Consider the following 23,329-nt stretch of genomic DNA (forward strand, 5'->3'; position numbering starts at 1 on the left):
AATGCGAGAAATGCCAGGCGCGGCATGTGCGTCATGGTTGTGGGGTGACGCAGTTAAACGTTTCGCTGCGGGTGAAATCGCTTCTCGCTCAAGCTATTTTTGGTGCCAGCTCCCGATCATCATTTAATGGCGGTGATTTACCACCTTCCAGCCCAACGCACTCTTCCACCTCAAACAAGTTTCTTCGCACTTGTCTGCGTATGCTCATGATACTTATTTTCGCGAAGCGTGCCGAAAAGCTTCAAGCTTTCCAGATGCTCGCGCTGGGCGCGATAGAACTCGTTGAGGAAGCGCAGCTCCCGGCCGGGCATCACGGTATCTTCAAACCGGATCCTTCGGGTAATGGTTCGAACGATCTGTTCGATCTCCTTATAGTTGGACCTCTTTGTGGACTCGCGAAGCACATCCTCCAGCGTCTGCAGCTCATATTTGCCGTAGACATCGAGATGTTCCGGCAGGAATTCGAATTCCGCCTGCGTCGATGCGGCGGCAGGAGCAGAAAGCACGAGATCGGACAAGAGCACGGAGCGCGGAGTGTCGACCACCAGGGTGCCGGCGATGATGTCGCCAAGCCTTTGCCGGCGTCGGTTGGTGAAGGGGACGATGACCACCGCTAAAAGCCAGAGGCTCGTCAGACCGTTTTCCCAGGCCGACTGCGTGCCGACCGAAGCCAAAAGGCCCATGGGAGCGAAAATCTCCACCTGTTTCATCAGGTTGCGTGCGGTCACCTGGTGCGGGGTAAGCCGCCGTCCGTCCATGTTGATGACGCGGATGCCCGTGATTCTTTTCCCGAGCGTGCGTCCGTTCCAGATGAGCTCCGAGAGGATGTAATAGGGGATCTGCACCAGAAAACCGAGCAGCACCATGAGCATCGCCTCGGCGGTCATAGGCAGCACGCCCGTGAAGAGGATGGCCACAGCGCAGACGAACATGATGATCGAGGTGAAGACGATGTCGAGGAATTGCGCGCCGAAACGGGTTCCGATCGAGGCAATGGCGAAGGTGATCGGGACGCCTTCCGGCGGGATGAACTGCTCGATGCGCTTGCCGTCCGTGACTGCCTGGCTCATCGCATGGCCTCGCGCGAAACCTTGCTTTCGCGACCTCCAAGCAGCAGCCAGCCTACCCAGAAGAGGCCTATCCCCCAGCCGATAGCGATGCGCCAGAACGGATCCTGAATCAGCTGACGCAGGAACCCTTCGATGAAGGCTGCCACGATGAGCATCAGCGCCGCCAGGATGGCGAGCTTGACGGCATCATGCGCCTGGTGGCGCAAGGCTTCCTTTCGGGTTCTGGTACCGGGAAGGAGAACGGCAAGTCCGAGCCTTGCCCCACCCGCGCAGGCAATGGCGATGGCCGCAAGCTCGGTCACGCCGTGGATCGAGAGCCAGGCGAAGACGTCGTAGCCGAGCCCTCTGCGATAAAACATCGCGAAGAACGCGCCGAGGATCAGACCATTGTAAAAGGTCAGGATGAAGCTCGGCACCGACACGAACACACCCAGCGTGAAGATCAGGATGACGATGGTGGTGTTGTGGGAAAAGAGAAAGGCGGAAAATGCGGCCAGCCGGTCGCTGTCATGCCCTTCATCGCCATAGATGGTCGAGCGCAGGTAATCGGTCGAGGCATCAGGCGTGCGCTGATCGGCCATCTCGGGCGGCACCAAGGTATAGAACCAGCTCGGGTCGTTGGTGCAGAGCCTGTATCCGGCTAGCGCGCCCAAAATGAGCGCCAGGAAGCCGATGAACAAAGGCAGGGCCGAGCGCCGCACGGCCTGGGGAATGCCGTGCAACAGCAGGCGCGACATCAGGCCACCCAGGCTTTCCTGCGGAGCGTAGACGACGAGATAGGCCCGGGCGCAGAGGCTCTCCAGATAGGCGATCAGGGCGCGATCGAGAGAAATATCGCGCGCCACGCTCAACGAGTTCATCGCCTGCCTGTATCCGGTGGCGAGATTGCGGACTTCATCATAGCCGAGTGTGGCTGCGCCCCCTTTCTCGGCACGCGTCACGAGTTCGTCCAGTTGACGCCAGTGTGCCTCGCGCTCCAGCCGGAAGCGGGCCGAACGAAGCGTATCGTTCTGGACGGCGCCGACATTGACTGTCGCGCCCCTATCCATCCTGCCGTCGATACCGATATCCATCATATCATCTCACGGGATTTGATTTCGATGTAGCGCGCAATGAGATCCGAAGTCAGTGCCTCCGGCGTGCTGTCGAGGCAAAGCACCCCGAGACGCGCCAGCTTTTCCATGACGGCGCGCCTTTCGTGAAGGATCTGGCGCGCCGCAACCGAGCGGGCGACGGCATCGAGCGTCGTTTCCTCAGGCTCGATGAGCTTGGCCAGCATCGGATCGCGCAAGGCGACATAGACGACGAAGTGATGCCGGGCGAGCACCTGCATGTTCTCGATCATCAGCTCCGCCGTGATGGTGTCGACGAAATCGGAGAATATCACAATCAGCGACCGTCGCTTCAGGCGTCCCGACAGGTGGGTCAGTCCCAAAGTATGGTTGGTCTCCTGGGTTTCGTAGCGCAGCCCGGCGCACACCGTCTGCAGCCGCGGAAAGGCCGCTCGTCCGGGCAAGGCCGGCACGAACAGACGCGGGCGGCTGTCGAAGCTGTAAAAACCGACGAGATCGCCGGCAAGGCCTGCGCCCCAGCACATGGCGAGCGCCGCATTGATGGCGCGATCGAGCTTCGTGAAGCCGGCAAGCTGCTCGGCCATCAGCCGTCCGGAATCGACGCAGAGGATGATCTGGTGGTTTCGTTCGGCCCTCATCTCGCGCACGACGAGACTGCGCATGCGCGCCGAGCGCTTCCAATCGATGCTGCGCGGATCCATGCCGCTTACAAATTCACGCAGCTGGTGGAATTCCGATCCCTCGCCGCGCAACCGCAAATCCTTCTGGCCGGCCTCCAGCGGCAGGATCTGGGTCTTGATCGCTCCCGATAGCACCGGCGATATGTCGGGCTGGACAGCGATCTCTTGCCCGACGGGCATCTTCGCGATGATCTCGAGCAGCTTCAATCGCGATGGCCACTTCAGCCATAGCGCGTTGACCGCGTATTGTCCCCGCCGGGTCAGATGAAGGTCCAGAGAGGCCTTGACCTCTCCTTCTCCGGCACCCGATGCAGGGTTGAGCCATCGGATTTCGTCGACGACCAGCTCGGGAGCGAGATCGAGCCGGATTTCGATTTTCCGGGACAGCGCGCCCTTCTGCGACCGGATACCGACCGTAAACGCGGCGGTATGGCCGACAAAGCCCTGCGGCGGCAGATCGAAATCGACCGTCATCCTGCCCGCCAAGTTGGAGATGACCAGATCGGCGACGGTCAGGGCTGCAAGCGCAAGCCACATGAGGAGCAAGAAGTAGCTCATGTCGCGCCACCACACGCTGGTGAAGACCGTCACCGCGGCGGATATCAGAACGAGCGCGATCAGAGTGGAGGATGGCCGCATTTAACGGGGCGCATCCACGCGGTTCATGATGTTCCGCAGCACCTCGTCCGGCGTGCGCCCATCAATTTCCGCGGAGGGCGAAAGCACGATGCGATGGCGCAAGGCAGGCACCAGCAACGCCTGGACATCGTCCGGCAAGCCGTAATCCCTTCCCTCGAACGCCGCGCGCACGCGCACTGCCGATGCTACGGCGTCGGCCGCGCGGGTGGATGCGCCATAGAGAATGTCGGGATCGGAGCGCGTGGCGCGCACCAGGTCGACGATGTAGGTCAGGATCGTGTTGTCCAGACGGATCGCATCGATCAGCGCCCGCCCCTCGGCAAGTGCGGCACTTGTGACAAGCGGACGGATGCCGGCATTGCGCAGGTCTGATTTCAGCGCCTGCGTCGCGTGTTTGGAGAGGATGGCAATTTCCGTATCGCGGCTGGGAAAATCGACGACAAGCTTGAACAGGAAGCGATCGAGCTGTGCTTCGGGCAAAGGATAGGTGCCCTGCTGCTCGATCGGGTTTTGCGTGGCAAGCACGAAGAAATCCGGTCCCAGGGAATAATCGGTTCCATCAAGCGTGACCATCCGCTCGTTCATCGCCTGCAACAGGGCGGATTGCGTCTTCGGGGGGGCGCGATTGATCTCATCGGCGAGAAGAATGTCGGTAAAGACCGGGCCCTTGGTCAGGTGGAACTGATTGGTCTGGAAATTGAAGAGATTGACGCCCAGAACATCGCCGGGCATCAGGTCTGGCGTGAACTGGATGCGACGATATTGCAGCGCCATGGCAGCAGAGACCGACCGGGCAAGCAGGGTTTTGGCCGTGCCGGGCGGACCTTCGACCAGGCAATGCCCGCCGGCAAAGATCGAGATCAGGACGAGATCGATGATCGCGTCCTGCCCCTGCACCGCTTTGCCGATTTCGCCACGAACCGCAGCGATAAGATTGCGAAATTCACCTAGATCCAAGGTCAGTGCTCCCCAGCGATTTTCTAAAAATTTCGAGATTGCGGTGCAGATCCGCCCGCGTCATCCGATGTCCACGATCGATCAGCGCCTGCGCTGACGAATGCAATGCCTTCGCCGCCGCCTGATCGTGGCGCGCCAGGCGTTGAAACAGCCGCTCTATGCCCGCCTCGTTTCCGGCTCCGGGGCCGAAGACCAGTTGCGCCTTGTCCGCAAGCAGATGGAGCACGAACTGTCCGGTCATCCGGCCATCATTGCCCGACAGGCGCAGCAGACGCGCCGTCGCGTCGATCGCGGCGGTCTTCGACAGCTCGATGTTTCCGGATGTCTCCTTCAAGGCAGGCCCGAAGCGATAGGCGCCGCGCCAGAAACAAATCGCGGCGACGACAAACAGCACTCCCCAGATGACGGACAGCGGATAAGCGAAAAACCGCTTGAAATCGGAGGCAGAGCGCTCGTAGGTCCGGCCCTCATCCGCCGGTTTCTTGCTATCCAGGGGCAGGCCGGCCGTATCCAGATAGACCGGCCGCTTCTCGCCCGCGCCGCGTAACAGCGTGACGAGCGACACGGCAAAGGAGGCGTTATCGGCCAGAGCCAGTCCGTGATTGTTCAACAGGTCCGGATCCGACAGCAGATAGACGTTGGGGTCGTCCGCGCCACGCAGGAGCAGCGCGCCCGACGGCGTGCCCGCGAGCTCCTCCCAACCGCTCGGGAGGCTAGACCGTTCGAAGGTTTGGGCCTGATAGAGGGCAATCTTGATTGGCTGGCCCGGTTTCAGCTGTGGTTGCGCCTCTTCAAAATCGGTGCTGCTGCGGGCGAAGCCAAAATCTGAATAACCGATCTTGTCGAGTTCGCCGCCGATATCGGAGAGATCGGCCAGTCCGGATTTGCCGGCAACACCATCCGTTGAGACGCTACCGCGCCATTTCGGCAAAACGATCAGTGTCGGCAGCGCATAGCGGTTTGACTCCCGGATCGGGCTATCCGGTCCTGCGTCATCCGCTTCCTCGTTTGCCTGAGGTGCGACAGCCTCGGCTTGGCGTATCGACAGGGGAATGATGCGCAGCGAGATTTCCGAACGCGCCCGAGCGACATGAGGGTCGGATCGTACGACAGGGATACCCTTGGCTTGCAGCCACGTTTCCAACCCCTTGTTGCCAAGCGGCGAGCGGTCGAAGTCGCTGCCGCGCGAAAGCGCAAAGACTGCCAGAGCCGCCAGCGCAAGCAGCAGCCCCAGCAACAGAAGAGGCCCCGAGTTACGCATTGGCCACTCTGCCTGATGACAGCAAGCCGCGCGCCGTCGTCAGAAGGACGCCGAAATGGCTTTCCGCAAGCGTGCGGCCGCCATAATGAACGAGCTCCACTGCCGTCAGAAAATTTTCAAGCCTATCGCGTTCGGGCATATTGCTCGGTAGACGGGCGAAAACGGCCCGTTCCGTATCCGAGCGGAAAAGCCGTGTTCCCGTCATATCTGCTGCATGAAGCAGGCAATGTCGGAGCAGGAGGACAAGCGCCTGCCTGCGATCCGCCATGGCGGCAATGCGCTGCAGAAAGTCGCTCGGCTTTTCCTCGGCCTCGGCTGCTGACGTGCGCCAGCTTTCCGGCGCCTCCCCCTGCCGCTTGATGTCGCGTGGGGCCGATGAAAGCAAGACGCCACCGTTGCCGAAGCGTATCCACAAGCCGATGACCACGATGAGACCGACAAGCACGATAGCAACCGCCAGAGGACCGTTGACGACCGGCTCCCGCGGGCTCATCAACGGCTTGCGTTGTGGCGACGATTTTGTCGTATTCGATGCCGGTTCCACCTTTGCAGAGGCGTCGCCATAGACGAGCGTGCAGCGCAATCCGTTCTGCTGGCACTGCGCGGCATATTCGGCTCCGACGGCGCTCTTTTGATGATCGCCCCCCCCAACCTGCTGACTGTCGCTGTCTTGCGCCCAAGCAGGCGAAAACTGAGCCGAGGCGGCAAGCAACAGAGCTACCAGCAGGCCGAGATTGCGGATGGTCATTCGCTAAGCAAAGACCTCTGCTCTCGCTTCGGGACGCAGCGGATCCGGCCCGAACCTGTTCGGACCATCCGTGCCCCTCATTACGGAAATAACCGTGATCGCGAGACCGGTAATGGTACCGATATAGGGAACCATGCCCAAGACGATCAGCGCGAGATACCACCAACCGGAAATGTCGCGATCGTGGAAACGGCGAACCTGAAGGGATAATATTGGTAAAAAGATTGCAAGTCCAAACAATCCGCCGATCACCATGATGGCGACCACCGCTGACGAAACTCCACCCTGTTGGTCGGAAAAGGCGCCTACCGCCAAAGCCAAAATTACAAGCGCGAGCCCTACCAAGGTATAGAACAACACGAACCACCAATATTCCGAGCGGGAAGCCCTGCCGGAGAAGGTTGCGTACTTCTGCGTTAAAACTGTCCGAACAGCTTCAGTAAATCCCATTTCAATGCCCCCATTTATGCTGATTCAAGCACGGTGATCGACGGTCTCATCATCGTCTTGCCTGAAAGTCACTTCAGAAAACTGCTACAATTCAAACGTAGAAATTGCAATAAGTCGGTTGCTTCAAACAGACGCTCGCTGATGCGGAAACTGAATCGTGGCCCGGGGACAGACCCAACAGGCCAACGTTGCGGATGGCCATGTGCTAGGCAAAGACCTCCGCTCGCGCTTGGGGACGCAGCGGATCTGGCCCGTATTTGTTCGGACCTTCCGTGCCTGGAAGCAAGCAGATCACGAGGATCGCGATACCGGCAATGACGTTGAAGTAGGGAACGAAGCCGCCGCCGAACAGCGCGAGATACCACCAAGCGGAAATATTTCGATCATGGAAACGGCGAACCTGAAGGGCCACCTGTGGCAAAAACATTGCCAGCCAAGTCAATCCGCCGATGAACACGAGGAGGCCGACTGGTGGCGGAACTCCGTCCCGGAAATCGGAAAAGCTGGAGGTCACAAGACACGCGATTCCGATCGCGAACAGCACCGTGAAATAGAATAAGACAAACCACCAATATTCCGAGCGGGAGGCCCTGCCCGAGAAAGTTGCATATTTCTGTACAAGAGCCGTCCCAACAGCGTCAGTAAACCCCAACTCGATGCCCCCGTCCTGCGTGCTGCGCGTCTGCTACTGTCTCACCACGGTCGTTGAGCCATAGTAGCTGCGGCTGAAAAACAGCTACAATTCAAACGTAGAAATTGCAATAAGTCGGTTGCAACGGCACGTTATTTTAGAAGCAATGATTAACGCCTTGAGATTTTCACCTCGGTGACGAGTCGTTCGGCCACCCTTTTTGCTGTCCATGTGATGCGGTCGTTTGAAGGAGAATTTGGATTTGCCAATTGGCAACAATATGCTATCTTTCTGCCAGAAAGAGAGGATGCCATGCAGCTTCAACCTATTGCTTCGACTCCCTTTAACAGGACATCGGCTGAAATCACCGATGTGGAAGCAGGGGCGCTGGCCCGCACGACGGTAAACCTCTTCAACGCCTGGAAGCTCACGGAGGCCCAGGCTTGCACCTTGCTCGGAGGTTTGTCAGCCCGCACATGGGCACGGTGGAAAGAAGGCAACGTGGGACGTGTCGATCGGGACCTGAAAATGCGGATGGCTCACCTGATGGGTATCCACAAGGGGGTGCGACATCTGTTTAAGGACCCATCAAGGGGATATGAGTGGATCAAAGCACCTAATGCGGCCTTTGGCGGCAAGTCGGCGCTGGACGTGATGCTTGAGGGCGAGCTTTCTGATCTTGCCGTGATGCGTGAATGGCTCGATGCGGAGCGGAGCGCATGGTAAGTGGGCTTGCTGTCCGCTCCCACGTACAGTGGCCTAAAACCTACCGCATCATTAGATCGATCTATCCGCCAATCGATTTGTTCGAGGACATCGCCGACCCCCGCGACTGGGAGGCCCTTGTGGCCGTCGAGGCGAAAACGAATCCGCGCATTCGATATGAGGTGGGCGATCTTGGAAAGGTGCCCGCGAACCGCCGCGTTTCGGGGACCGGCGCTAGTTATGTAATGGCCCCATTCGTCCATTGCTCAACGGGGCGGCCGGGACGCTTCACGGACGGAAGCTATGGTCTCTACTATGCAGGCGACAGCGAAGAAGTCGCTGTCGCCGAAACAATACATCATCATCAGAAGTTCATGAGCTCAACGCCCCAGCGTCCGGGGTGGACATCGGACTTTCGCGTCCTCGTGGGCAGCGTGGACCGAGAACTGGACGACGTGAACGCGGTGCCTGGCGCCCTGCATCCGGACGATTACACCGCTTCCCAGATTGAGGGACGCGAACATCGTGCAGCGGGAAGCGATGGTCTCTTGTGGAACAGCGTTCGAATGCCCGGTCAACGTTGTATCGGCATTTTCTGGCCGGACGCCATAACCATTCCTGTCCGAGGGCGTCATTACTGCTATCACTGGAACGGCATGCGGGTGGATTTCGTACGTCAGTACGACACCGGGGCGGTACTGGCGGTAACTTAACCGTGGCTTGTGGCAATTGCTCCATATTGCCGCGGATTTATGTGTTTCAGCGGTAATCGGCTGATTATATTAAAAGCAATGCTTAAAGCGCTGAGATTTTCAGTTCGACGAAGCGATGTGGACCTGACCTGCTGGGAAACTTTCACCCGTTTGACGTGCTGTTTCCGCCTTATACGACCGACTGCATGACAAGCGATTGATGGCAATGCACGCCGGCGAGCACGCCTGAGGCGGAAGCGAGCGTGGCATTATGCATGGCGCTTGCCGCATCGCCGGCGGCAAAGACACCCTTGATAGTGGTTTCCTTATTCTCACCGGTCCGGATGACCGGTCCAAACGGGCCGTCGTCGAAGGCGCAGCCGAGCTGTTCGGCAACCGGGCTTGCCATCGACGTTTTCGGCGCGACGAAGACGGCATCGAGCGGCACGACGCGGCCATCAGCGAGGCGAACGGCCTCAAGCTTCGGATCGTCGCCCAACAATTCGACGATAGGGCTGCGTTCGATGCGGACACCACGGGCGGTCAGCTTCACCAATTGCTCTTCATCGGGCTCGAACAGCGCCTGGGTGAAAAAGGTCGTTGCTCCCCAGTCCGGGATCATCATGGCCGAATGGGCCGAATGCGGATGGTTTGCGAGAACGCCGAGCTTGCCGCCGCCGACCTCAAAACCGTGGCAATAGGGGCAGTGCAGCGCGGAGCGGCCCCATCGCTGCTTGAGGCCCGGGATTTCGGGCAGCGTGTCGCTGACGCCGATTGCAAGCAGGATGCGCGCGGCTCGTTCTTCGCCGCCGTCTTCGGTGCCGACAATGAACGCATCACCATCGCTCTGCGCCCGGACGACTTTCCCCTGGCGGATGGTGGTGGTCGGATAAAGCGACAGCTGCCGTTTTCCCTCCCGCATGATCGCCGCCGGCGTCTGGCCGTCCTGGCCCAAGAACCCATGCGAGGCTTCAGAAAAACGATTGCGCGGCGCGCCGGCGTCAACGAGCAGCACGCGCCGCCGCGCCCTGGCCAGCTGCATGGCGGCCGAAAGACCGGCAAAATTTCCGCCGATGACGATGACTTCGAACGACATGGGGCTCTCCCTTGATATTGAACTCATGACTCAACATAAGTTACATGAACTGGCGCCGTCAAGCATCATGTTACTTGTCTTGTTACGATCTGCTTGCGATAATGACCCGCCCGATCGACAGGAAGAGACCCATGCGCAATGACAGCCGCCTTTCACGTATGCTGCACGTGCTGATCCACATGGATAAGCACCAGCATTCGGCGACCTCCGACATGATTGCCAAGATGCTGAACACCAATCCCGTCGTCGTCCGCCGCACCATGGCCGGCCTTCGCGAACAGGGCTACGTCCGCTCCGAAAAGGGCCATGGTGGCGGCTGGACACTGGTGCGTCCGCTGTCCGAGATCACCCTGCTCGACGTCTACCGCGCCATCGGCGAACCGCACCTCTTCGCCATCGGCCCGGCCGACGACCAACCGGAATGCCTGGTGGAACAGGCGGTGAATGTCGTTCTCGGCGACGCGATGAAGGAAGCCCAGGCGCTGCTGCTGCGACGATTGGACAGCGTGACGCTGGACAAAATCGCGGCCGACTTCGAGGCAAAACTGACCGCCCGCCCGGCCACATCCTATTCCTGCGCTTCCTGAGCGGGGATTACGTCCTATGGTAGTGGAAATGACGGCCCTCCTTGACGTCGGCAGGCGGAGGCACAAGCTCGGAGTGCTCCAGCGGCAGACCACAGACGGCGATGCCGATACGGGCGAGCACGCCGGTCGAACCGTCACCTCGCAAGCGCACAAGGTGTGTCGTTTCCGCATCACTTTCTGTAAGGTTGCAAATATCCGCTTGGCAATGGCGAATTGCTTCGGTACAAAACGCTCACCGCTTTAGTTCGAACATAGGGAGGCGTTGCATGCCAGCAATCATCGAAACCTTCCCGTGCGGAATGTCCCGACACTAGGTCATTTCCATTCGCGGCCCGCCTCGAGCGCGTCCGACATGCGGTTTTCCCTTAATTCATAGCCCGATTGATCTGACGGGATCATTTCGTCTCTCGCTTGGGCTGTGCCATCCAACTCTCGATTTTGAGGACCGGCCGCCGACACGGCGCCGAGCGATTAAAATGACTCGCAAGAAGCTCGATTTCCGCGCCGATGCCTATCGCCATGTGCTCGGCTTTGTTTTCCATCATTGGCGCCATCGGCCTGTATTGGTGGGCATTATTATTGTGCTGGTCATTGCCAGCACGCTGGCCGAAGTCATGGTACCGGTGTTTTCCGGCCAGATCGTCGATGCCATTGCCGGCAGCAACGCGGCTGACCGGGCGCTGCGCGCCTTCGTCATCGTTGTGGCACTGGGCCTGACCAGCGTGGCACTGCGCTGGTTCATCTTCAACGGCATCATCCGGCTGACGCTGCGCACCATGGCGGATGTGACGAATAACGGCTTCCACAAGGTGCAGCGGTTTTCGACCGACTGGCACGCCAACAGCTTTGCCGGTTCGACGGTGCGCAAGATCACCCGCGGCATGTGGGCGCTCGACCAGCTCAACGACCTGCTGCTGGTCGCCCTTTTGCCGTCCATCGTCATGCTGGTCGGCGCCAGCATCGTGCTCGGCAGCTACTGGCCGATCATGGGCCTGATCGTGGCTGCGGGGTCGCTGATCTATATCGGCGTGACCGTGGCGCTTTCCATGGGCTTCGTGTCGCCGGCGGCACGGCTTGCCAATGCCTGGGACACCAAGCTTGGTGGCGCACTGGCGGATGCCATCAGCTGCAATTCGGTGGTCAAGGCCTTCGGCGCTGAAAGCCGCGAAGAGACGCGCCTGGGCCAGGTGATGGCCAAATGGGACAGCCGCACGCGCCGGACATGGAAGCGCGGCACGTTGAGCGGCACGATCCAGGGCTTCCTGATGGTTTCGATGCAGGCCGGTATTCTGGGAACGGGCCTGGTGATGTGGCGGCAGGGGCTGGCGACGCCTGGCGACATCACCTTCGTGCTGGCCATGTTCTTCGTTCTGCAAGGCTATCTGCGCAATGTCGGCCAGGACATCCGCAATCTGCAGCGTGCCGTCAACGACATGGAAGAACTGGTGCTGCTCGACAAGATGCCGCTCGGCATCGAGGACAAGCCCAACGCCAAGCCGATCAAGATCGGCGAGGGCGAGATCGTCTTCGATCGCATCACCTTCCAGTATGGCGCGCATCCCACCCCGCTTTATGACGACTTTTCGGTCACCATCAAGCCGGGTGAGCGCGTCGGCCTGGTGGGACATTCGGGCTCTGGCAAGACGACCTTCGTCAAGCTCATCCAGCGCCTCTATGACGTCAACTCGGGCGAAATCCGCATCGACGGACAGGATATCGCAGGGGTCAGGCAATCAAGCCTGCGCGGCCAGATCGCCATCGTGCAGCAGGAGCCCATCCTGTTCCACCGTACGCTGGCGGAAAACATCGCCTATTCCAGGCCGAACGCCTCGCGCCGCGAGATCGAACAGGCGGCAAAACAGGCGAGCGCCCACGACTTCATCATGGACCTACCCAAGGGCTATGAGACGATGGTGGGGGAACGCGGCGTCAAGCTGTCGGGCGGCGAGCGGCAGCGTGTCGCCATTGCCCGTGCCTTCCTGGCCGATGCACCGGTGCTGATCCTCGACGAAGCGACGTCGAGCCTCGACAGCGAAAGCGAAGTGCAGATCCAGCAGGCCATGGAACGCTTGATGAACGGCCGCACGACGCTGGTCATCGCCCACCGGCTGTCCACGGTGCGGGCGCTCGACCGGCTGCTGGTCTTCGACAAGGGAAAGATTGTCGAGGAAGGCGACCACCAGGCGCTGATCCGGCTCAATAACGGCATCTATCGCCGGCTGTTCGAACGGCAGGCGCTGGAGCTGACCAAGGGTCTGGTGGCGTGAAGCGAAACACGACAGCGCCGCGCGTCTTTTCGAGAGCCGCGGCGCTGCAGCACTTTGAATGGCTGCAAATTTTATGCAGCAGAGCCGATGGTATCCTCTACGTGCGCCGGTAGAGGAAATAACGGCCTTCCTTGATGCCGTCCGGCAGCGGCAGCGCCACCAGCTCGGGATGCTCAAGCGGCAGGCCGCTGACGGCGACGCCGTTATGGGCGAGCACGCCGGCCATCAGCTGCGGCAGCCAGGTCAGCGTCACCGCATCGATCTCGTCATGACCGGTGCCGATATCGGCATGGGCAAGGGCCGCGCCAATGCCGACGAAGGCCTGACCGGAGTCGCGGATATTGCCGGTCACCATGTCTTCTGCCTCCGGTGTTGAGGCCGAATAGGAGCGGACTTCCCAATCGAAGGCGACGATGCGCCGGCCGGGAAAATTCTCGCGCAGGTGATCATAGGTGCGGCCGTTGCCGAGGCCGAACTCCAGCACCGGGCCTTCAATTTCCCCCACCAGATCGATGATCGAGTTCAGAATGTCGCGTTGAGCCGTCAACCGGCGAATGAAGCTGTCGAGGCGGCTCATCTAATCCGTATCCGTCATGAAATCGTCAGCGGTCCTGGAGCAATTCCAGCAAAAGTGCGAGAGCGGTTTTGCGTCCGGAATTGCATAAAAACAAAAAGATAGAGCATTTCCGTGCGTCCGAAAAAGCAGGAAATGCTCTAACACATGAAACCTTGCCAAGTCGATTGCCGTAAATGGGAATTGGCGTTGCAGTGGCAACATGGATCTGTGCTAAGCTCGATGACATGAAAACCGTGACCGACGAAGATTTCTTTGCCGAAGTGCCGCTCTTCAGCGAATTCGAGGGCGTGACCGACGCCGCCAACTACCGGCCGCTCCCGGACGGATGGGTGCTGGCGCTTGCCGACATCGTCGGCTCGACGCAGGCAATCGGCGCCGGCCGCTACAAGGACGTCAACATGGCGGGCGCCAGCGTCATTTCAGCGGTGCTGAATGCCGTCGGCAAGGGCGACTATCCCTTCGTCTTCGGCGGCGACGGCGCGCTGATCGCGCTTCCGGGTTCGCTGGAGGCGGCCGCACGCGACGCCCTTGCCGCCGCGCAGGTCTGGGTCGAGGAAGATCTGAACCTGATGCTGCGCATCGCCATCGTGCCGGTCGCCGACACCCGCGCCGAGGGCCTCGACGTCCGTGTCGCGCGTTACTCCGCAAGCCCCAATGTCACCTATGCGATGTTCTGGGGCGGCGGCACCAGCTGGGCCGAAAGACAGATGAAGCTCGGCCGTTACGGCATTGACCGCGCGCCGGCTGGAACCCGCCCGGATCTGACCGGTCTCTCCTGCCGCTGGAGCCCGATCGATGCGAGAAACGGCGAGATCGTCTCGATCATCGCCGTGCCCGGCGAAGGTCGGCCAGGCCGGGAATTTCAAGAGCTCGTCGGCGGCATTGTCGCCATCACCACCGAGCAGAACAGGGACAGCCATCCAGTGCCGGCCGATGGTCCGGACCTTGCCTTCTCGCTGCATGGCATCAATCGCGAGGCCAAGGCCACCGCGCCGCCCAGCCGGCGGTTGTGGCAGAAGCTCTTCATCTTCCTGCAACTCGGCATCACGGTTGCGTGCTACAGGTTCGGCATTCCGCTCGGCCGCTTCGATGCCCGCCGCTACAAGCGCGACGTCGCCGACAATTCCGATTTCCGCAAGTTCGACGACGGCCTGAAGATGACGATCGACGTCGACGCCGAACACCTCAAGCGCATCGAGACCCTGCTGCAACAGGCGCAGGCCAAGGGTGTGGCCCGCTACGGCCTGCATCGACAATCCTCAGCGCTGATGACCTGCTTCGTGCCGACGCCGATCGCGCGCGATCACATCCATTTCATCGATGGCGCCGCCGGCGGTTATGCGGTGGCCGCCAGCCAGATCACCGGCAAGTCGCTTTCAACAGCACCGAGCACGATTTAACACTATGACCGGACAATCTTCGGACGTCGCAATCACCTGCACTGCGCAAGAGGGCCCCTGAACATTAAAGGGGCACAGATATACGGTAGCCGGATCAAAGACCGAACGAGATTGCGCGGAAGCCCTTTTCATCGACAGCGGGTTTGTCTTGCCAAAGGTAGTCGCCGGTCAGGCTCACGTGCTCCCATGTGAGCGGGGACAGACTGGAAAGCCGATGCTCGGGGACGGCTTCTCCAGCGTTTCGCACGGCATCGCCGACGCGGCCGGTATAAATCGTATTCCAGTGAATGATGGCGGTGACGACCAGGTTGAGGGCCGATGCCCGGATCGATAGGTTCTCCTGGCTACGATCGCGGAAACGCTCTGCGAGCGTCACATTTGAATGTAATTTTTGGGTGTACCCAAAAGTGACGTGGGCAAAACGTTGTCGTAAGAACCACACGCTTCAGGCGGACTCTTACGACACGAATTTGAGCGCGATTCCAACTCGCGATATTTCAAGTGAAAAGCCAGGCTATCTGCGAAAGCATCATTCAACGCGAGAATTCCTTCCATTTGCTGAGACATTTACCGCGAATATCCGACCTATCGTATTGAGCAGAAGCTGTGCAGCCAGAATAGCTGTTGTTCCGGTGTGGTCGTAATCGGGCGCGACCTCGACAAGATCGACACCGACAATGGTGCCTCGCTTTGCAAGACCGGCAATCAGTTCTAGGACCTCATAATAGATGAAGCCTCCATGGCTGGGTGTGCCGGTGCCAGGTGCAATCGATGGATCGAAGCCGTCGATGTCGATTGAGAGGTAATAGCGTTTGCCTGCTGGAATACGCTCGAGAACCGCATCTACGCCAAGTTTGCGGATCTGGCGCACGGACAGGATGTCCGACCGCTGGGCGCGGGCGTGGTCGTAACCTTCCTTGGCGGTGGATGACACATTGCGGATGCCGAGCTGCGTCATGCCGGTCACCCAAGGCTTTTCCGAAGCACGACGCATCGGGCTGCCATGGCCGAAGCGTACGCCGTGGCGCTCATCGACGAAATCGAGATGCGCATCGAACTGCACGAGATGGACAGGTTCCTGATCGCCGAAGGCGTTGATGCAGGGGATGTTGATGGAATGATCGCCGCCGAGCACGACTGGAAGCGCACCTGCCGAAAGGATCTTGCGAACGCCGATTTCAATATTGGCATGGCTCGATGCGGTGTCGGTGTGAATGATATCGGCATCGCCGATATCGACGATCCTTACACCTTCTAGATACGTCACGTCGTCCTCGTGATCGTAGGCACCGGCGTGGCCGAAGGCAAACAGCGTAGACGCCTCGCGTATGCTCCTTGGCCCGAAACGGGCGCCGGATCGCCACTGCGTACCGAAATCGAACGGTGCGCCGAGGATCGCGACATCGGCGTCGATCTTGTCCCAGTTCTCGACATAAGGGCTCTTGGCAAAGGTGGAAATGCCGACGAAGGGCAGGTTAAGCCGGCCTTTATCGTATCCGTGAGCAGCCATGATCGTTCCTTTCAAGCTATCAAAGTGCGCGTTCGCGCCAGGTCTGGAGAAATTGAGAAAGACGTTCGCTTTTCGGGGTGGCGAAAAGCATTTGCGGCGGGCCCTCCTCGACAATGCGGCCGCTATCCATGAAGACGACGCGGCTGGCCGCATGGGCGGCAAAACCCATCTCGTGGGTGACGATGACCATGGTCATTCCCTCTGTCGCGAGTGTCTTCATGACAGAAAGCACTTCGCCCACCAGTTCCGGGTCGAGCGCCGAGGTGGGTTCGTCGAAAAGCATCGCCTTCGGCCGGACTGCCAGCGCCCGGGCAATGGCCACGCGCTGCTTTTGCCCCCCGGAAAGGCTTTCGGGACGGCGATCCGCGAAGGTGGAAAGCCCGACCTTCTCCAGCATCGCCCGCCCTGTTTCCTCTGCCTGCTTTCGAGGCACACCATGCACCAGCCGAAGTGCCAGGGTCACATTGTTGAGCACGCTCATGTGCGGCCAGAGGTGGAAGTGCTGGAACACCATGCCAAGGGGCCTGCGTGTTTCCGCCAGTTGCCTCACACCGGCCCGTTCCCGTCCGAGTGGCGTTTCCCGCCAGCCGATCAGCTTTCCAAAAACCTGCACATCGCCGCCGTCGTAAGGATCGAGAAAAGCAATAGAGCGCAACAGCGTGCTCTTGCCAGAACCAGATGGGCCGATGATGCAGGTAACATCGCCAGCATGAATATCGAGGTCGATGCCGGTCAGCACCTTCTTGTCGCCGAAATGCTTCTGAAGTCCGCGCACCGAGATTGCAGCTTTACTTGCGGTCATATCAGGAGCCTTTCACCGTAAAGCGTCGCTCTGCATAGAAACCGAGACGCGCGATAGTTTCGACGAGCGCCCAGTAGAGGAGGGCGATGGTAAGATAAGGGGTGACGACAGCGAAGGTGATGGAGCTGATCGTACCTGCGACCTTTGTCAGTTCACCAAGCGTGATGACTGAAAGCACGGCAGATTCCTTGACCAGATTGATTGTCTGCCCGACGCTGGCGGGAAGCGTGACCCGCAATGCCTGGGGCAGTTCGATATTGAGAAAGCGCTGGCCCGGTGTCAGGCCAAGCATTTCGGCGGCCTCCCGTTCACCCTTCGGTATCGCACTGAAGCCGGCACGAAAGATTTCCGCAAACAGTCCGGCTCCATAAAGCCCGAGACCGACGATGCCGGCGACATGGGGGCTCAGCAGCAAACCGAACTGCGGGCCTCCGTAATAGAGGAGGAACAACACCAGCGCGAGAGGTGCGCCACGCGAAAATTCGATGTAACCGCGGGCCGGAATCGCAATGAGCCGAAGGCGACTGCGCAATGCAAGTGCAAGAAAAATGCCGCCGACTACGGAAATGAAGATGCCCAGCAGCGAAACACCGATCGTAGTGGCAAGACCCGCCGCGTATAATGGAATATCGTTGACAAAATCCGACATTATTGTTTCGCCTCCCGTGATAGGTGGCGCTCCAACAAAAGGCCAATACACGCAAGAACTGCGCCGATGATCACGTAAAGTAACAAAGCCGAGGTATAGGCTTCCAGTGGACGAAATGTCGATGCGGCGACCTGCTGCGCCCGACGGGTGATGTCGGTGACGGCGATCACCGATACCAGCGAGGAGTTTTTCACCAGAGCCTGCATTTCCCCGATCAGGGCCGGCAGCATCAGACGTATCGCTTGGGGCGCTTCGATCCTGAAAAACGTCTGGCTTGCGGACAGACCGAGCATGCTGGCAGCCTCGATCTCACCCTTCGGGACTGCCAGCAGTCCGGCGCGGTAGATCTCGGACTGGAAGGCTGCGGTGTTCAATGCGAGCGCCAGTGTTGCGGCTAGCGTTGGTTGCAACTCCAGCCCGAAAAATGGCAGCAGATAGAAGACGATCAACAATTGGACGAGGATGGGCGTCCCCCGCCAAAAGGAGAGATAAAGTCCCGCCAGACGGGTTGTAACCCTGCCGCCGCGTGAAGCTGCGGCAAGGAGAATGGCCAGGGGCGCACCGAGAAGCAGCGCTGAAAAGCTGACTATGACTGTGGTGGCGAAGCCATCGAAAAGAGCTAGCCAGACACCTGCGAGTCCTCTGTCCATGACTGGATCTTACTCGCTAACTGCCAGCTTTTCCGGCAGTTCCATCGGCGCGCCGAACCACTTCTTCTGTAGCTCGCCCAGTTTGCCGGATTTGTTCAGCTTGACCAGTTCGGCGTCCATCAGCGCATTCAGCGAGGCGCTTTGGGCATCGTTACGGCCAGCCCATGAGAAATAGGTTTTTGCACCAAAGGTCGGCAGCACCACCTCGAATACATCGGGACGCTGACGTGCTGCTTCGAGCAGGTTTGGCAGCGAGTTGATGACAGCTTTGATGCGACCGGTCCCAAGGTCTGCATAGGCTTCGGAAAAGTCGGTGTAGGTGGAAATCGTGGCGTCGCCTTTGCCACCTGCCTTCAGTTCGCCCGCGAATTTTTCAAGCGCGGCAAGCTGGGCCGAACCTGCCTGTGAACCGACCGGTTTGCCGGCAATGTCTTCCGGCTTGGCAATGTCGGTATCACCCTTGCGCTTCAGCACAGCCATTGTGGCATCGGCGATCGGTGCGGACAGATGATAAGCCTTCATGCGTTCCGGCGTGACCGTGACGGAGGTCACGACATAATCGAACCGACTGGCGGCTAGACCCGGGAGGATGCCCTGCCAAGGCAGGTCGAGCCGCTTCAGTTCGACACCGGGCAGAGCCTTCATGATCTCTGCCATGATATCTGCGGAATAGCCGACAATCTTGCTGTCCTCGACAAATTCGAACGGCGCGAAGCGCGCTTCGGTAGCGACAGTGAAGACCTTATCCGTTTTGATTTTTTCGAGTAGCTCGGCGGCCGAAGCGACGGGTGCGGCCAACGCGATGGCAAATGCGGCGCAGATCAGAAGGCTTTTCGAATTCCGAATGACTTTCATAGTCCTGTTCCCCTGTTTTTCCGGGACCGTTTCGTGGTCTCCGAAGACAAGGAAGCATGGACAATGCTACAGAAAAATAGGAAATATGTGGAGTTTACATCAAGATTATTAATGTAAGGATGCGCGGATGCTGCTCGCCCAATCCGACCTCAGGTCATTGACCGTGTTTCGGGCGGTCGTTGACCATAAGAGTTTTCTCGGTGCACAGATCGCGCTGGGCCTTAGTCAGTCGGCGGTCAGTTTCCACATCAAGGCGCTGGAAGATCGTCTGGGTTTCAAGCTTTGCCAGCGTGGCCGCTCGGGTTTTGAACTGACGGACCGTGGTGCTATCGTGCATGAGCGTTCAAAAGGGCTTTTTCTGGCACTCAATGCCTTCGAGAGCGACATCGGTGCACTCAAAAACCGCATTACCGGCACTCTAAGGCTCGGCCTCGTTGATAATACCATTACCGACAGCGACCTACCTATCCACCGGGTGATCGCCCGTATCAGCGAACGGGCGCCCGAAGCGCGCGTTGAACTGGCAATAGACACTCCGGACGCGCTTCTTTCGGAAATTGCCAATGGCGGTCTGGACATAGCATTGCTACCGGAAACGAAACCCTATCAGGGTCTGAAGCTCTCGCGGTTCCGGGAAGAAATCCATTCGCTTTACTGTGCCCAAGGGCACCCCCTCTTCCGGCAGGCGGAAGCCGAATTGACGATCGAACACGTCGAGACTTTCGATTTCGTTGTGCGGCCATACGCCAACATGCGTGAATTGCAGTTCTTCCCAAAAGCACGTGCGCGGGCCATTGCCTCCAACATGGAGGCGCAAGCAATGTTCGTGATGTCTGGACACTATCTTGGATACTTGCCGGACCACTATGCCCGCGGCTGGGTGCAGAAAGGGCGTTTCAGGCAGCTTATGCCGGAGGAAACCCGTATTCATTCCACCTTCGTCATCGCGACGCGGTCTACCGAGAAACCGTCGACCATCCTTGACTTCTTCATCCGTGAACTGGCGGGCATTGCTTCGGAGGCGGTACACATGGGACATTCTTTCGCCCCAGGAAATGCGACAAGCTAGCACCGTCGTCTAATAGCGAGATTTGCAAGCGCCTTTTGGGTGCAGGAGGTTGTTTGCCGGGAGCATGGTCGTCTACGCGGTCGACATAGGTCGCCGCATTATGGTGCTTCGCGGGTCAGTCCTTCCAATGTGTGTCTCGCACGCTCCGAGCAAACTCGTGGTGCCGGTAGGCGCGTCGGCCGCATAGGTGAATGTGCCGAATTTCTGCACGTCTTCAGCGGCCCGCATCAGCCCGCCACATGCGGCGCGCGCCATTGAGCCGCCCACGCTGATGCGGCGAACTCCGTGACACTCACAGATCGAACGCCAGCTTGTTCAATTGCTGTCCAGAGCTGTCGAAGTTGTCAGATTGCAACCAGCGCTCATAACCGGCGCGAAGACGCGGCCATTCCCTGTCGGTGATGGAATACCATGCGGTATCGCGATTGAGGCCCTTGACGACCATGTGCTGTCGGAAAATGCCCTCGAAGCAGAATCCGAAGCGCTCGGCTGCTCGCTTGGAAGGAGCGTTGCCGTTGTCTAACTTCCACTCGAAGCGGCGGTATCCAAAGCAGAACACATAGTCAGCGAAAAAAACAGTGCTTCCGTTGCGGTCCGCGTCCGTGTGATCGCCGGTCCCCACAGGATATTGCCGACCTCGATTACGCCGTGGACCGTATCCACGCGCATTAAAGCCTGGCGGCCTTCAGCACGGCCGGTCGCCTTGTCGATGACCGCAAAGAATAGAGGGTCCGCGCTGGCTTCCGCCCTCTCCGCCCAGACCCGCAGATCGCTGAAATCGGAAGGGGCATCGTCAAAAAGATACTTGAATCGATCTTGCGCGCCGGGTGCAGCCGCCGCCTCGAACAAAGTCTGTGCATGCCGATCCGCGCTCAGCGGCTCTAGCCGCGCGTAAGACCCTTCCAGTATTTTTCGCTCCGCTTTGTGAGCACCTTTCCAATTGCTGAGTTCCATGAAGACACCATCCAGAATCTGACGGAACAATGCCGTCGTTGAGTATGTAGCCCTGTAATTGCATATATATGGCTGGTTGTTCCCATCCATTTTGGCAGCTGCGAGCAGGCCAATTGGATGGGAATCGATTGCGAGCTTGGGTGGATAGACCCCTCAGGCAGGAACAGCGAGGCGCTGCCGAATAGCAGACTTATGCAGTGACGTTTCTGTCACGCCTTGATGACGTGTTCGGCCGCAAGCCCGAGCCGGTTGAAGACGTTGCGCGTGTCGATGATCAGCGAGGCGTTTTTTGCGAGCGTCGCATAATCCACCCTGTCATGATCGGTCGCGACCAGCACCGCATCGTAGCCGGCAATGGTATCAGGCGTCAGCGCCACCGATTTGCGGCCCTTCAGCGCCTGGTATTCGCGCGTCGGCGGGATCTCGGCGACGAAGGGATCGTGATAATCCGCCCGTCCGCCACGCTCCTCGATGATCTCGATCAGCCGCAGCGACGGGCTTTCGCGGATATCGGCGACGTTCTTCTTGTAGGCGAGCCCGAGCACCAGCACCTTGCTGCGGCTCAACGCCTTTCCGGCGCGGATGTCGAGCGCTTCGGCGAGCTTACCGACGACATGACGCGGCATGGCCGAATTGATCTCGCCGGCAAGCTCGATGAAGCGGGTCGGCAGCTCGTATTCGCGCGATTTCCAGGTGAGGTAGAAGGGATCGATCGGGATGCAATGGCCGCCGAGGCCGGGGCCCGGATAGAAGGGCATGTAGCCGAAGGGCTTGGTCTTGGCCGCGTCGATCACTTCCCAGACGTCGATGCCCATTGCCGCATAGACGGTCTTCAGCTCGTTGACGAGGGCGATATTGACCGAGCGGAAGATGTTTTCGGTGAGCTTCACGGCCTCCGCCGTCGCATTCGAAGAGACCGGAACGACGGATGATACCGCCGCACCATAAAAGGCCTTCATCAGCGCCAGCGCCTCAGGCCCGTCGCCGGCGACGACCTTCGGGATGGTGGCGGTATGATAGTGCTGGTTGCCGGGATCCTCACGCTCCGGGGAGAAGCCGACGAAGAAGTCCGAGCCGGATTTCAGCCCGGTGCCTTCGAGAATGACCTTCACCACGTCATCGGTCGTGCCGGGATAGGTGGTCGATTCCAGCACGACGAGCTGACCGGGACGCAAATGCGCGGCAATCGAGCGCGACGTCGCCTCGACGAAGGAAAGATCGGGATCGCGATGCTTGGTGAGCGGCGTCGGCACGCAGATGATGATGACGTCACACTCGTCGAGGCCGGCAAAATCGGTCGTCGCCTTGAAACGTCCCGCATCGATCTCGGCGGACAGCGCCTCGTCGCTTACCGCGTCGATATAGGAGCGGCGGGCATCGAGAGCCACCATCTTGCCCGGATCGATGTCGAAGCCGGTCACCGCAAAGCCGCTACGCGCCACCGCCATCGCCAGCGGCAGGCCGACATAGCCGAGGCCGATGATGCCGGCACGGGCCGCGCGGGTTTCGATCTTCTGCAAAAGCGTATCGAAGGTGGAGGTGGCCAAGGCGGGATCTTTCAAAACGGGGAAGAGAAGGCTGATCTAATGCATGATCCCGGCAAATTAAACCCGGGCGCGGATCTTCCTCGTCTTTCAGGGGGCGCGGCCGTCCGGTTGGCACAAATGGCTGCCCTCAGCCTAACCCTCTCGCCGATCTCCTGGGCCGGGATATCGCGTGGCATTGATGCCTAAAATCCTTTAGCCGGGTGTGGCGGAAATGACTCAGACCGCGCCCTTTGCTGCAACTTGAGCGCACAAAAAATTGAAGCTCCCATTGTTTCGCATTTGCAGCATCCCTATTTTGACTTTTGATATTGAACCACTGCGAAAGGACAACCCGTCCGATCCCCCGACATGGGGAGCTGAGGGGCGCCGCTGCCGGGCTTTCGGCAGATCCGTTGACAAATAATACCGCTCGTACATCCTGATTTCCTTGTGACCTGCGCATGAAAATGTGCCGGCCGAG

The 23,329-nt window shown here is 59.4% G+C and carries 23 protein-coding genes and 3 pseudogenes; 6 read left to right on the forward strand and 20 right to left on the reverse strand.

Annotated elements, in window-relative coordinates:
• Positions 1-170 precede the first annotated feature (170 nt).
• The 8 genes from ELH03_RS27920 to ELH03_RS27955 form a co-directional block, all read right to left on the reverse strand.
• Positions 171-1,070 carry an RDD family protein gene (locus tag ELH03_RS27920; protein ID WP_130766991.1) on the reverse strand — a complete coding sequence of 300 codons (900 nt, stop codon included), beginning with the start codon at positions 1,068-1,070 and terminating at the stop codon, positions 171-173.
• Entirely contained in the window at positions 1,067-2,143 is a 1,077-nt protein-coding gene (locus tag ELH03_RS27925) for a stage II sporulation protein M (protein ID WP_018071510.1), read from the reverse strand. Before ELH03_RS27925 ends, ELH03_RS27920 begins: the two co-directional genes overlap by 4 nt.
• Positions 2,143-3,462: a DUF58 domain-containing protein gene (locus ELH03_RS27930; protein WP_130766992.1), complete on the reverse strand. Its 1,320-nt coding sequence runs from the start codon at positions 3,460-3,462 to the stop codon at positions 2,143-2,145. Before ELH03_RS27930 ends, ELH03_RS27925 begins: the two co-directional genes overlap by 1 nt.
• Positions 3,463-4,419, reverse strand: coding sequence for an AAA family ATPase (locus ELH03_RS27935; RefSeq protein WP_018071512.1), 957 nt, complete (start codon positions 4,417-4,419; stop codon positions 3,463-3,465).
• Positions 4,406-5,680: a hypothetical protein gene (locus ELH03_RS27940; protein WP_130766993.1), complete on the reverse strand. Its 1,275-nt coding sequence runs from the start codon at positions 5,678-5,680 to the stop codon at positions 4,406-4,408. Before ELH03_RS27940 ends, ELH03_RS27935 begins: the two co-directional genes overlap by 14 nt.
• On the reverse strand, positions 5,673-6,428 hold the full coding sequence (locus ELH03_RS27945) for a hypothetical protein (protein ID WP_130657183.1): 756 nt from the start codon (positions 6,426-6,428) through the stop codon (positions 5,673-5,675). Before ELH03_RS27945 ends, ELH03_RS27940 begins: the two co-directional genes overlap by 8 nt.
• Positions 6,429-6,431: 3 nt before the next feature.
• Positions 6,432-6,878 (reverse strand): DUF805 domain-containing protein, encoded by a 447-nt coding sequence (locus ELH03_RS27950; protein ID WP_047618252.1) that lies wholly within the window; start codon positions 6,876-6,878, stop codon positions 6,432-6,434.
• A 205-nt stretch (positions 6,879-7,083) separates the two neighbouring features.
• Positions 7,084-7,530 (reverse strand): DUF805 domain-containing protein, encoded by a 447-nt coding sequence (locus ELH03_RS27955; protein WP_024321659.1) that lies wholly within the window; start codon positions 7,528-7,530, stop codon positions 7,084-7,086.
• Between the two features lie 291 nt (positions 7,531-7,821).
• On the opposite strand from ELH03_RS27955, the gene ELH03_RS27960 reads away from it, so the two are divergent.
• Both ELH03_RS27960 and ELH03_RS27965 read left to right on the forward strand, forming a co-directional pair.
• Entirely contained in the window at positions 7,822-8,235 is a 414-nt protein-coding gene (locus ELH03_RS27960) for an MbcA/ParS/Xre antitoxin family protein (protein WP_130663637.1), read from the forward strand.
• The gene (locus ELH03_RS27965) at positions 8,229-8,927 is read left to right on the forward strand and encodes an RES family NAD+ phosphorylase (protein ID WP_130766994.1); all 699 of its coding nucleotides are present in this window, start codon (positions 8,229-8,231) and stop codon (positions 8,925-8,927) included. Before ELH03_RS27960 ends, ELH03_RS27965 begins: the two co-directional genes overlap by 7 nt.
• Positions 8,928-9,096: 169 nt before the next feature.
• Here the strand turns inward: ELH03_RS27965 and ELH03_RS27970 are convergent, their stop codons facing one another.
• Positions 9,097-10,002, reverse strand: a complete 906-nt coding sequence (locus ELH03_RS27970; RefSeq protein WP_130766995.1) for an NAD(P)/FAD-dependent oxidoreductase — start codon at positions 10,000-10,002, stop codon at positions 9,097-9,099.
• Between the two features lie 131 nt (positions 10,003-10,133).
• Here ELH03_RS27970 and ELH03_RS27975 point away from each other — a divergent pair, with 131 nt between their 5' ends.
• Positions 10,134-10,589, forward strand: coding sequence for an Rrf2 family transcriptional regulator (locus tag ELH03_RS27975; RefSeq protein ID WP_128404737.1), 456 nt, complete (start codon positions 10,134-10,136; stop codon positions 10,587-10,589).
• Positions 10,590-10,596: 7 nt separating this feature from the next.
• Here ELH03_RS27975 and ELH03_RS27980 read toward each other — a convergent pair whose 3' ends face one another.
• Positions 10,597-10,740 carry a hypothetical protein gene (locus ELH03_RS27980; protein WP_165420540.1) on the reverse strand — a complete coding sequence of 48 codons (144 nt, stop codon included), beginning with the start codon at positions 10,738-10,740 and terminating at the stop codon, positions 10,597-10,599.
• Positions 10,741-11,065: 325 nt separating this feature from the next.
• Here ELH03_RS27980 and ELH03_RS27985 point away from each other — a divergent pair, with 325 nt between their 5' ends.
• Positions 11,066-12,856: an ABC transporter ATP-binding protein gene (locus tag ELH03_RS27985; protein ID WP_130766997.1), complete on the forward strand. Its 1,791-nt coding sequence runs from the start codon at positions 11,066-11,068 to the stop codon at positions 12,854-12,856.
• A gap of 97 nt (positions 12,857-12,953) precedes the next feature.
• Here the strand turns inward: ELH03_RS27985 and ELH03_RS27990 are convergent, their stop codons facing one another.
• Positions 12,954-13,433, reverse strand: coding sequence for a class I SAM-dependent methyltransferase (locus ELH03_RS27990; RefSeq protein ID WP_128412097.1), 480 nt, complete (start codon positions 13,431-13,433; stop codon positions 12,954-12,956).
• A gap of 224 nt (positions 13,434-13,657) precedes the next feature.
• Here ELH03_RS27990 and ELH03_RS27995 point away from each other — a divergent pair, with 224 nt between their 5' ends.
• Complete coding sequence (locus tag ELH03_RS27995) at positions 13,658-14,833, forward strand: DUF3095 domain-containing protein (RefSeq protein WP_130766998.1); 1,176 nt, start codon at positions 13,658-13,660, stop codon at positions 14,831-14,833.
• Positions 14,834-14,927: 94 nt separating this feature from the next.
• Here ELH03_RS27995 and ELH03_RS28000 read toward each other — a convergent pair.
• The 6 genes and pseudogenes from ELH03_RS28000 to ELH03_RS28025 form a co-directional block, all read right to left on the reverse strand.
• A pseudogene (locus ELH03_RS28000) lies at positions 14,928-15,194 on the reverse strand (Tn3 family transposase); the annotation flags it as partial.
• 168 nt (positions 15,195-15,362) lie between these two features.
• Positions 15,363-16,343, reverse strand: coding sequence for an agmatinase (speB, locus tag ELH03_RS28005; RefSeq protein WP_128412095.1), 981 nt, complete (start codon positions 16,341-16,343; stop codon positions 15,363-15,365).
• 19 nt (positions 16,344-16,362) lie between these two features.
• Complete coding sequence (locus tag ELH03_RS28010; protein WP_128412094.1) at positions 16,363-17,145, reverse strand: amino acid ABC transporter ATP-binding protein; 783 nt, start codon at positions 17,143-17,145, stop codon at positions 16,363-16,365.
• 1 nt (position 17,146) lies between these two features.
• Positions 17,147-17,794, reverse strand: coding sequence for an amino acid ABC transporter permease (locus ELH03_RS28015; protein ID WP_245504897.1), 648 nt, complete (start codon positions 17,792-17,794; stop codon positions 17,147-17,149).
• Entirely contained in the window at positions 17,794-18,444 is a 651-nt protein-coding gene (locus tag ELH03_RS28020; RefSeq protein ID WP_128412093.1) for an amino acid ABC transporter permease, read from the reverse strand. Before ELH03_RS28020 ends, ELH03_RS28015 begins: the two co-directional genes overlap by 1 nt.
• Before the next feature lie 9 nt (positions 18,445-18,453).
• The gene (locus tag ELH03_RS28025) at positions 18,454-19,299 is read right to left on the reverse strand and encodes a transporter substrate-binding domain-containing protein (protein WP_130766999.1); all 846 of its coding nucleotides are present in this window, start codon (positions 19,297-19,299) and stop codon (positions 18,454-18,456) included.
• 127 nt (positions 19,300-19,426) lie between these two features.
• Here ELH03_RS28025 and ELH03_RS28030 point away from each other — a divergent pair, with 127 nt between their 5' ends.
• Positions 19,427-20,368: a LysR family transcriptional regulator gene (locus ELH03_RS28030; protein ID WP_128412092.1), complete on the forward strand. Its 942-nt coding sequence runs from the start codon at positions 19,427-19,429 to the stop codon at positions 20,366-20,368.
• 72 nt (positions 20,369-20,440) lie between these two features.
• On the opposite strand, the pseudogene ELH03_RS38120 reads toward ELH03_RS28030, so the two are convergent.
• From ELH03_RS38120 to ELH03_RS28045, 3 genes and pseudogenes are all read right to left on the reverse strand, one after another.
• A pseudogene (locus ELH03_RS38120) lies at positions 20,441-20,653 on the reverse strand (hypothetical protein); the annotation flags it as partial.
• A gap of 7 nt (positions 20,654-20,660) precedes the next feature.
• Positions 20,661-21,322, reverse strand: a pseudogene (locus tag ELH03_RS28040) (GNAT family N-acetyltransferase).
• 209 nt (positions 21,323-21,531) lie between these two features.
• Positions 21,532-22,869 carry a nucleotide sugar dehydrogenase gene (locus ELH03_RS28045; protein ID WP_130767000.1) on the reverse strand — a complete coding sequence of 446 codons (1,338 nt, stop codon included), beginning with the start codon at positions 22,867-22,869 and terminating at the stop codon, positions 21,532-21,534.
• Positions 22,870-23,329: the final 460 nt, after the last annotated feature.

This window comes from Rhizobium beringeri (genome assembly GCF_004306515.1).
GTDB lineage: Bacteria > Pseudomonadota > Alphaproteobacteria > Rhizobiales > Rhizobiaceae > Rhizobium > Rhizobium beringeri.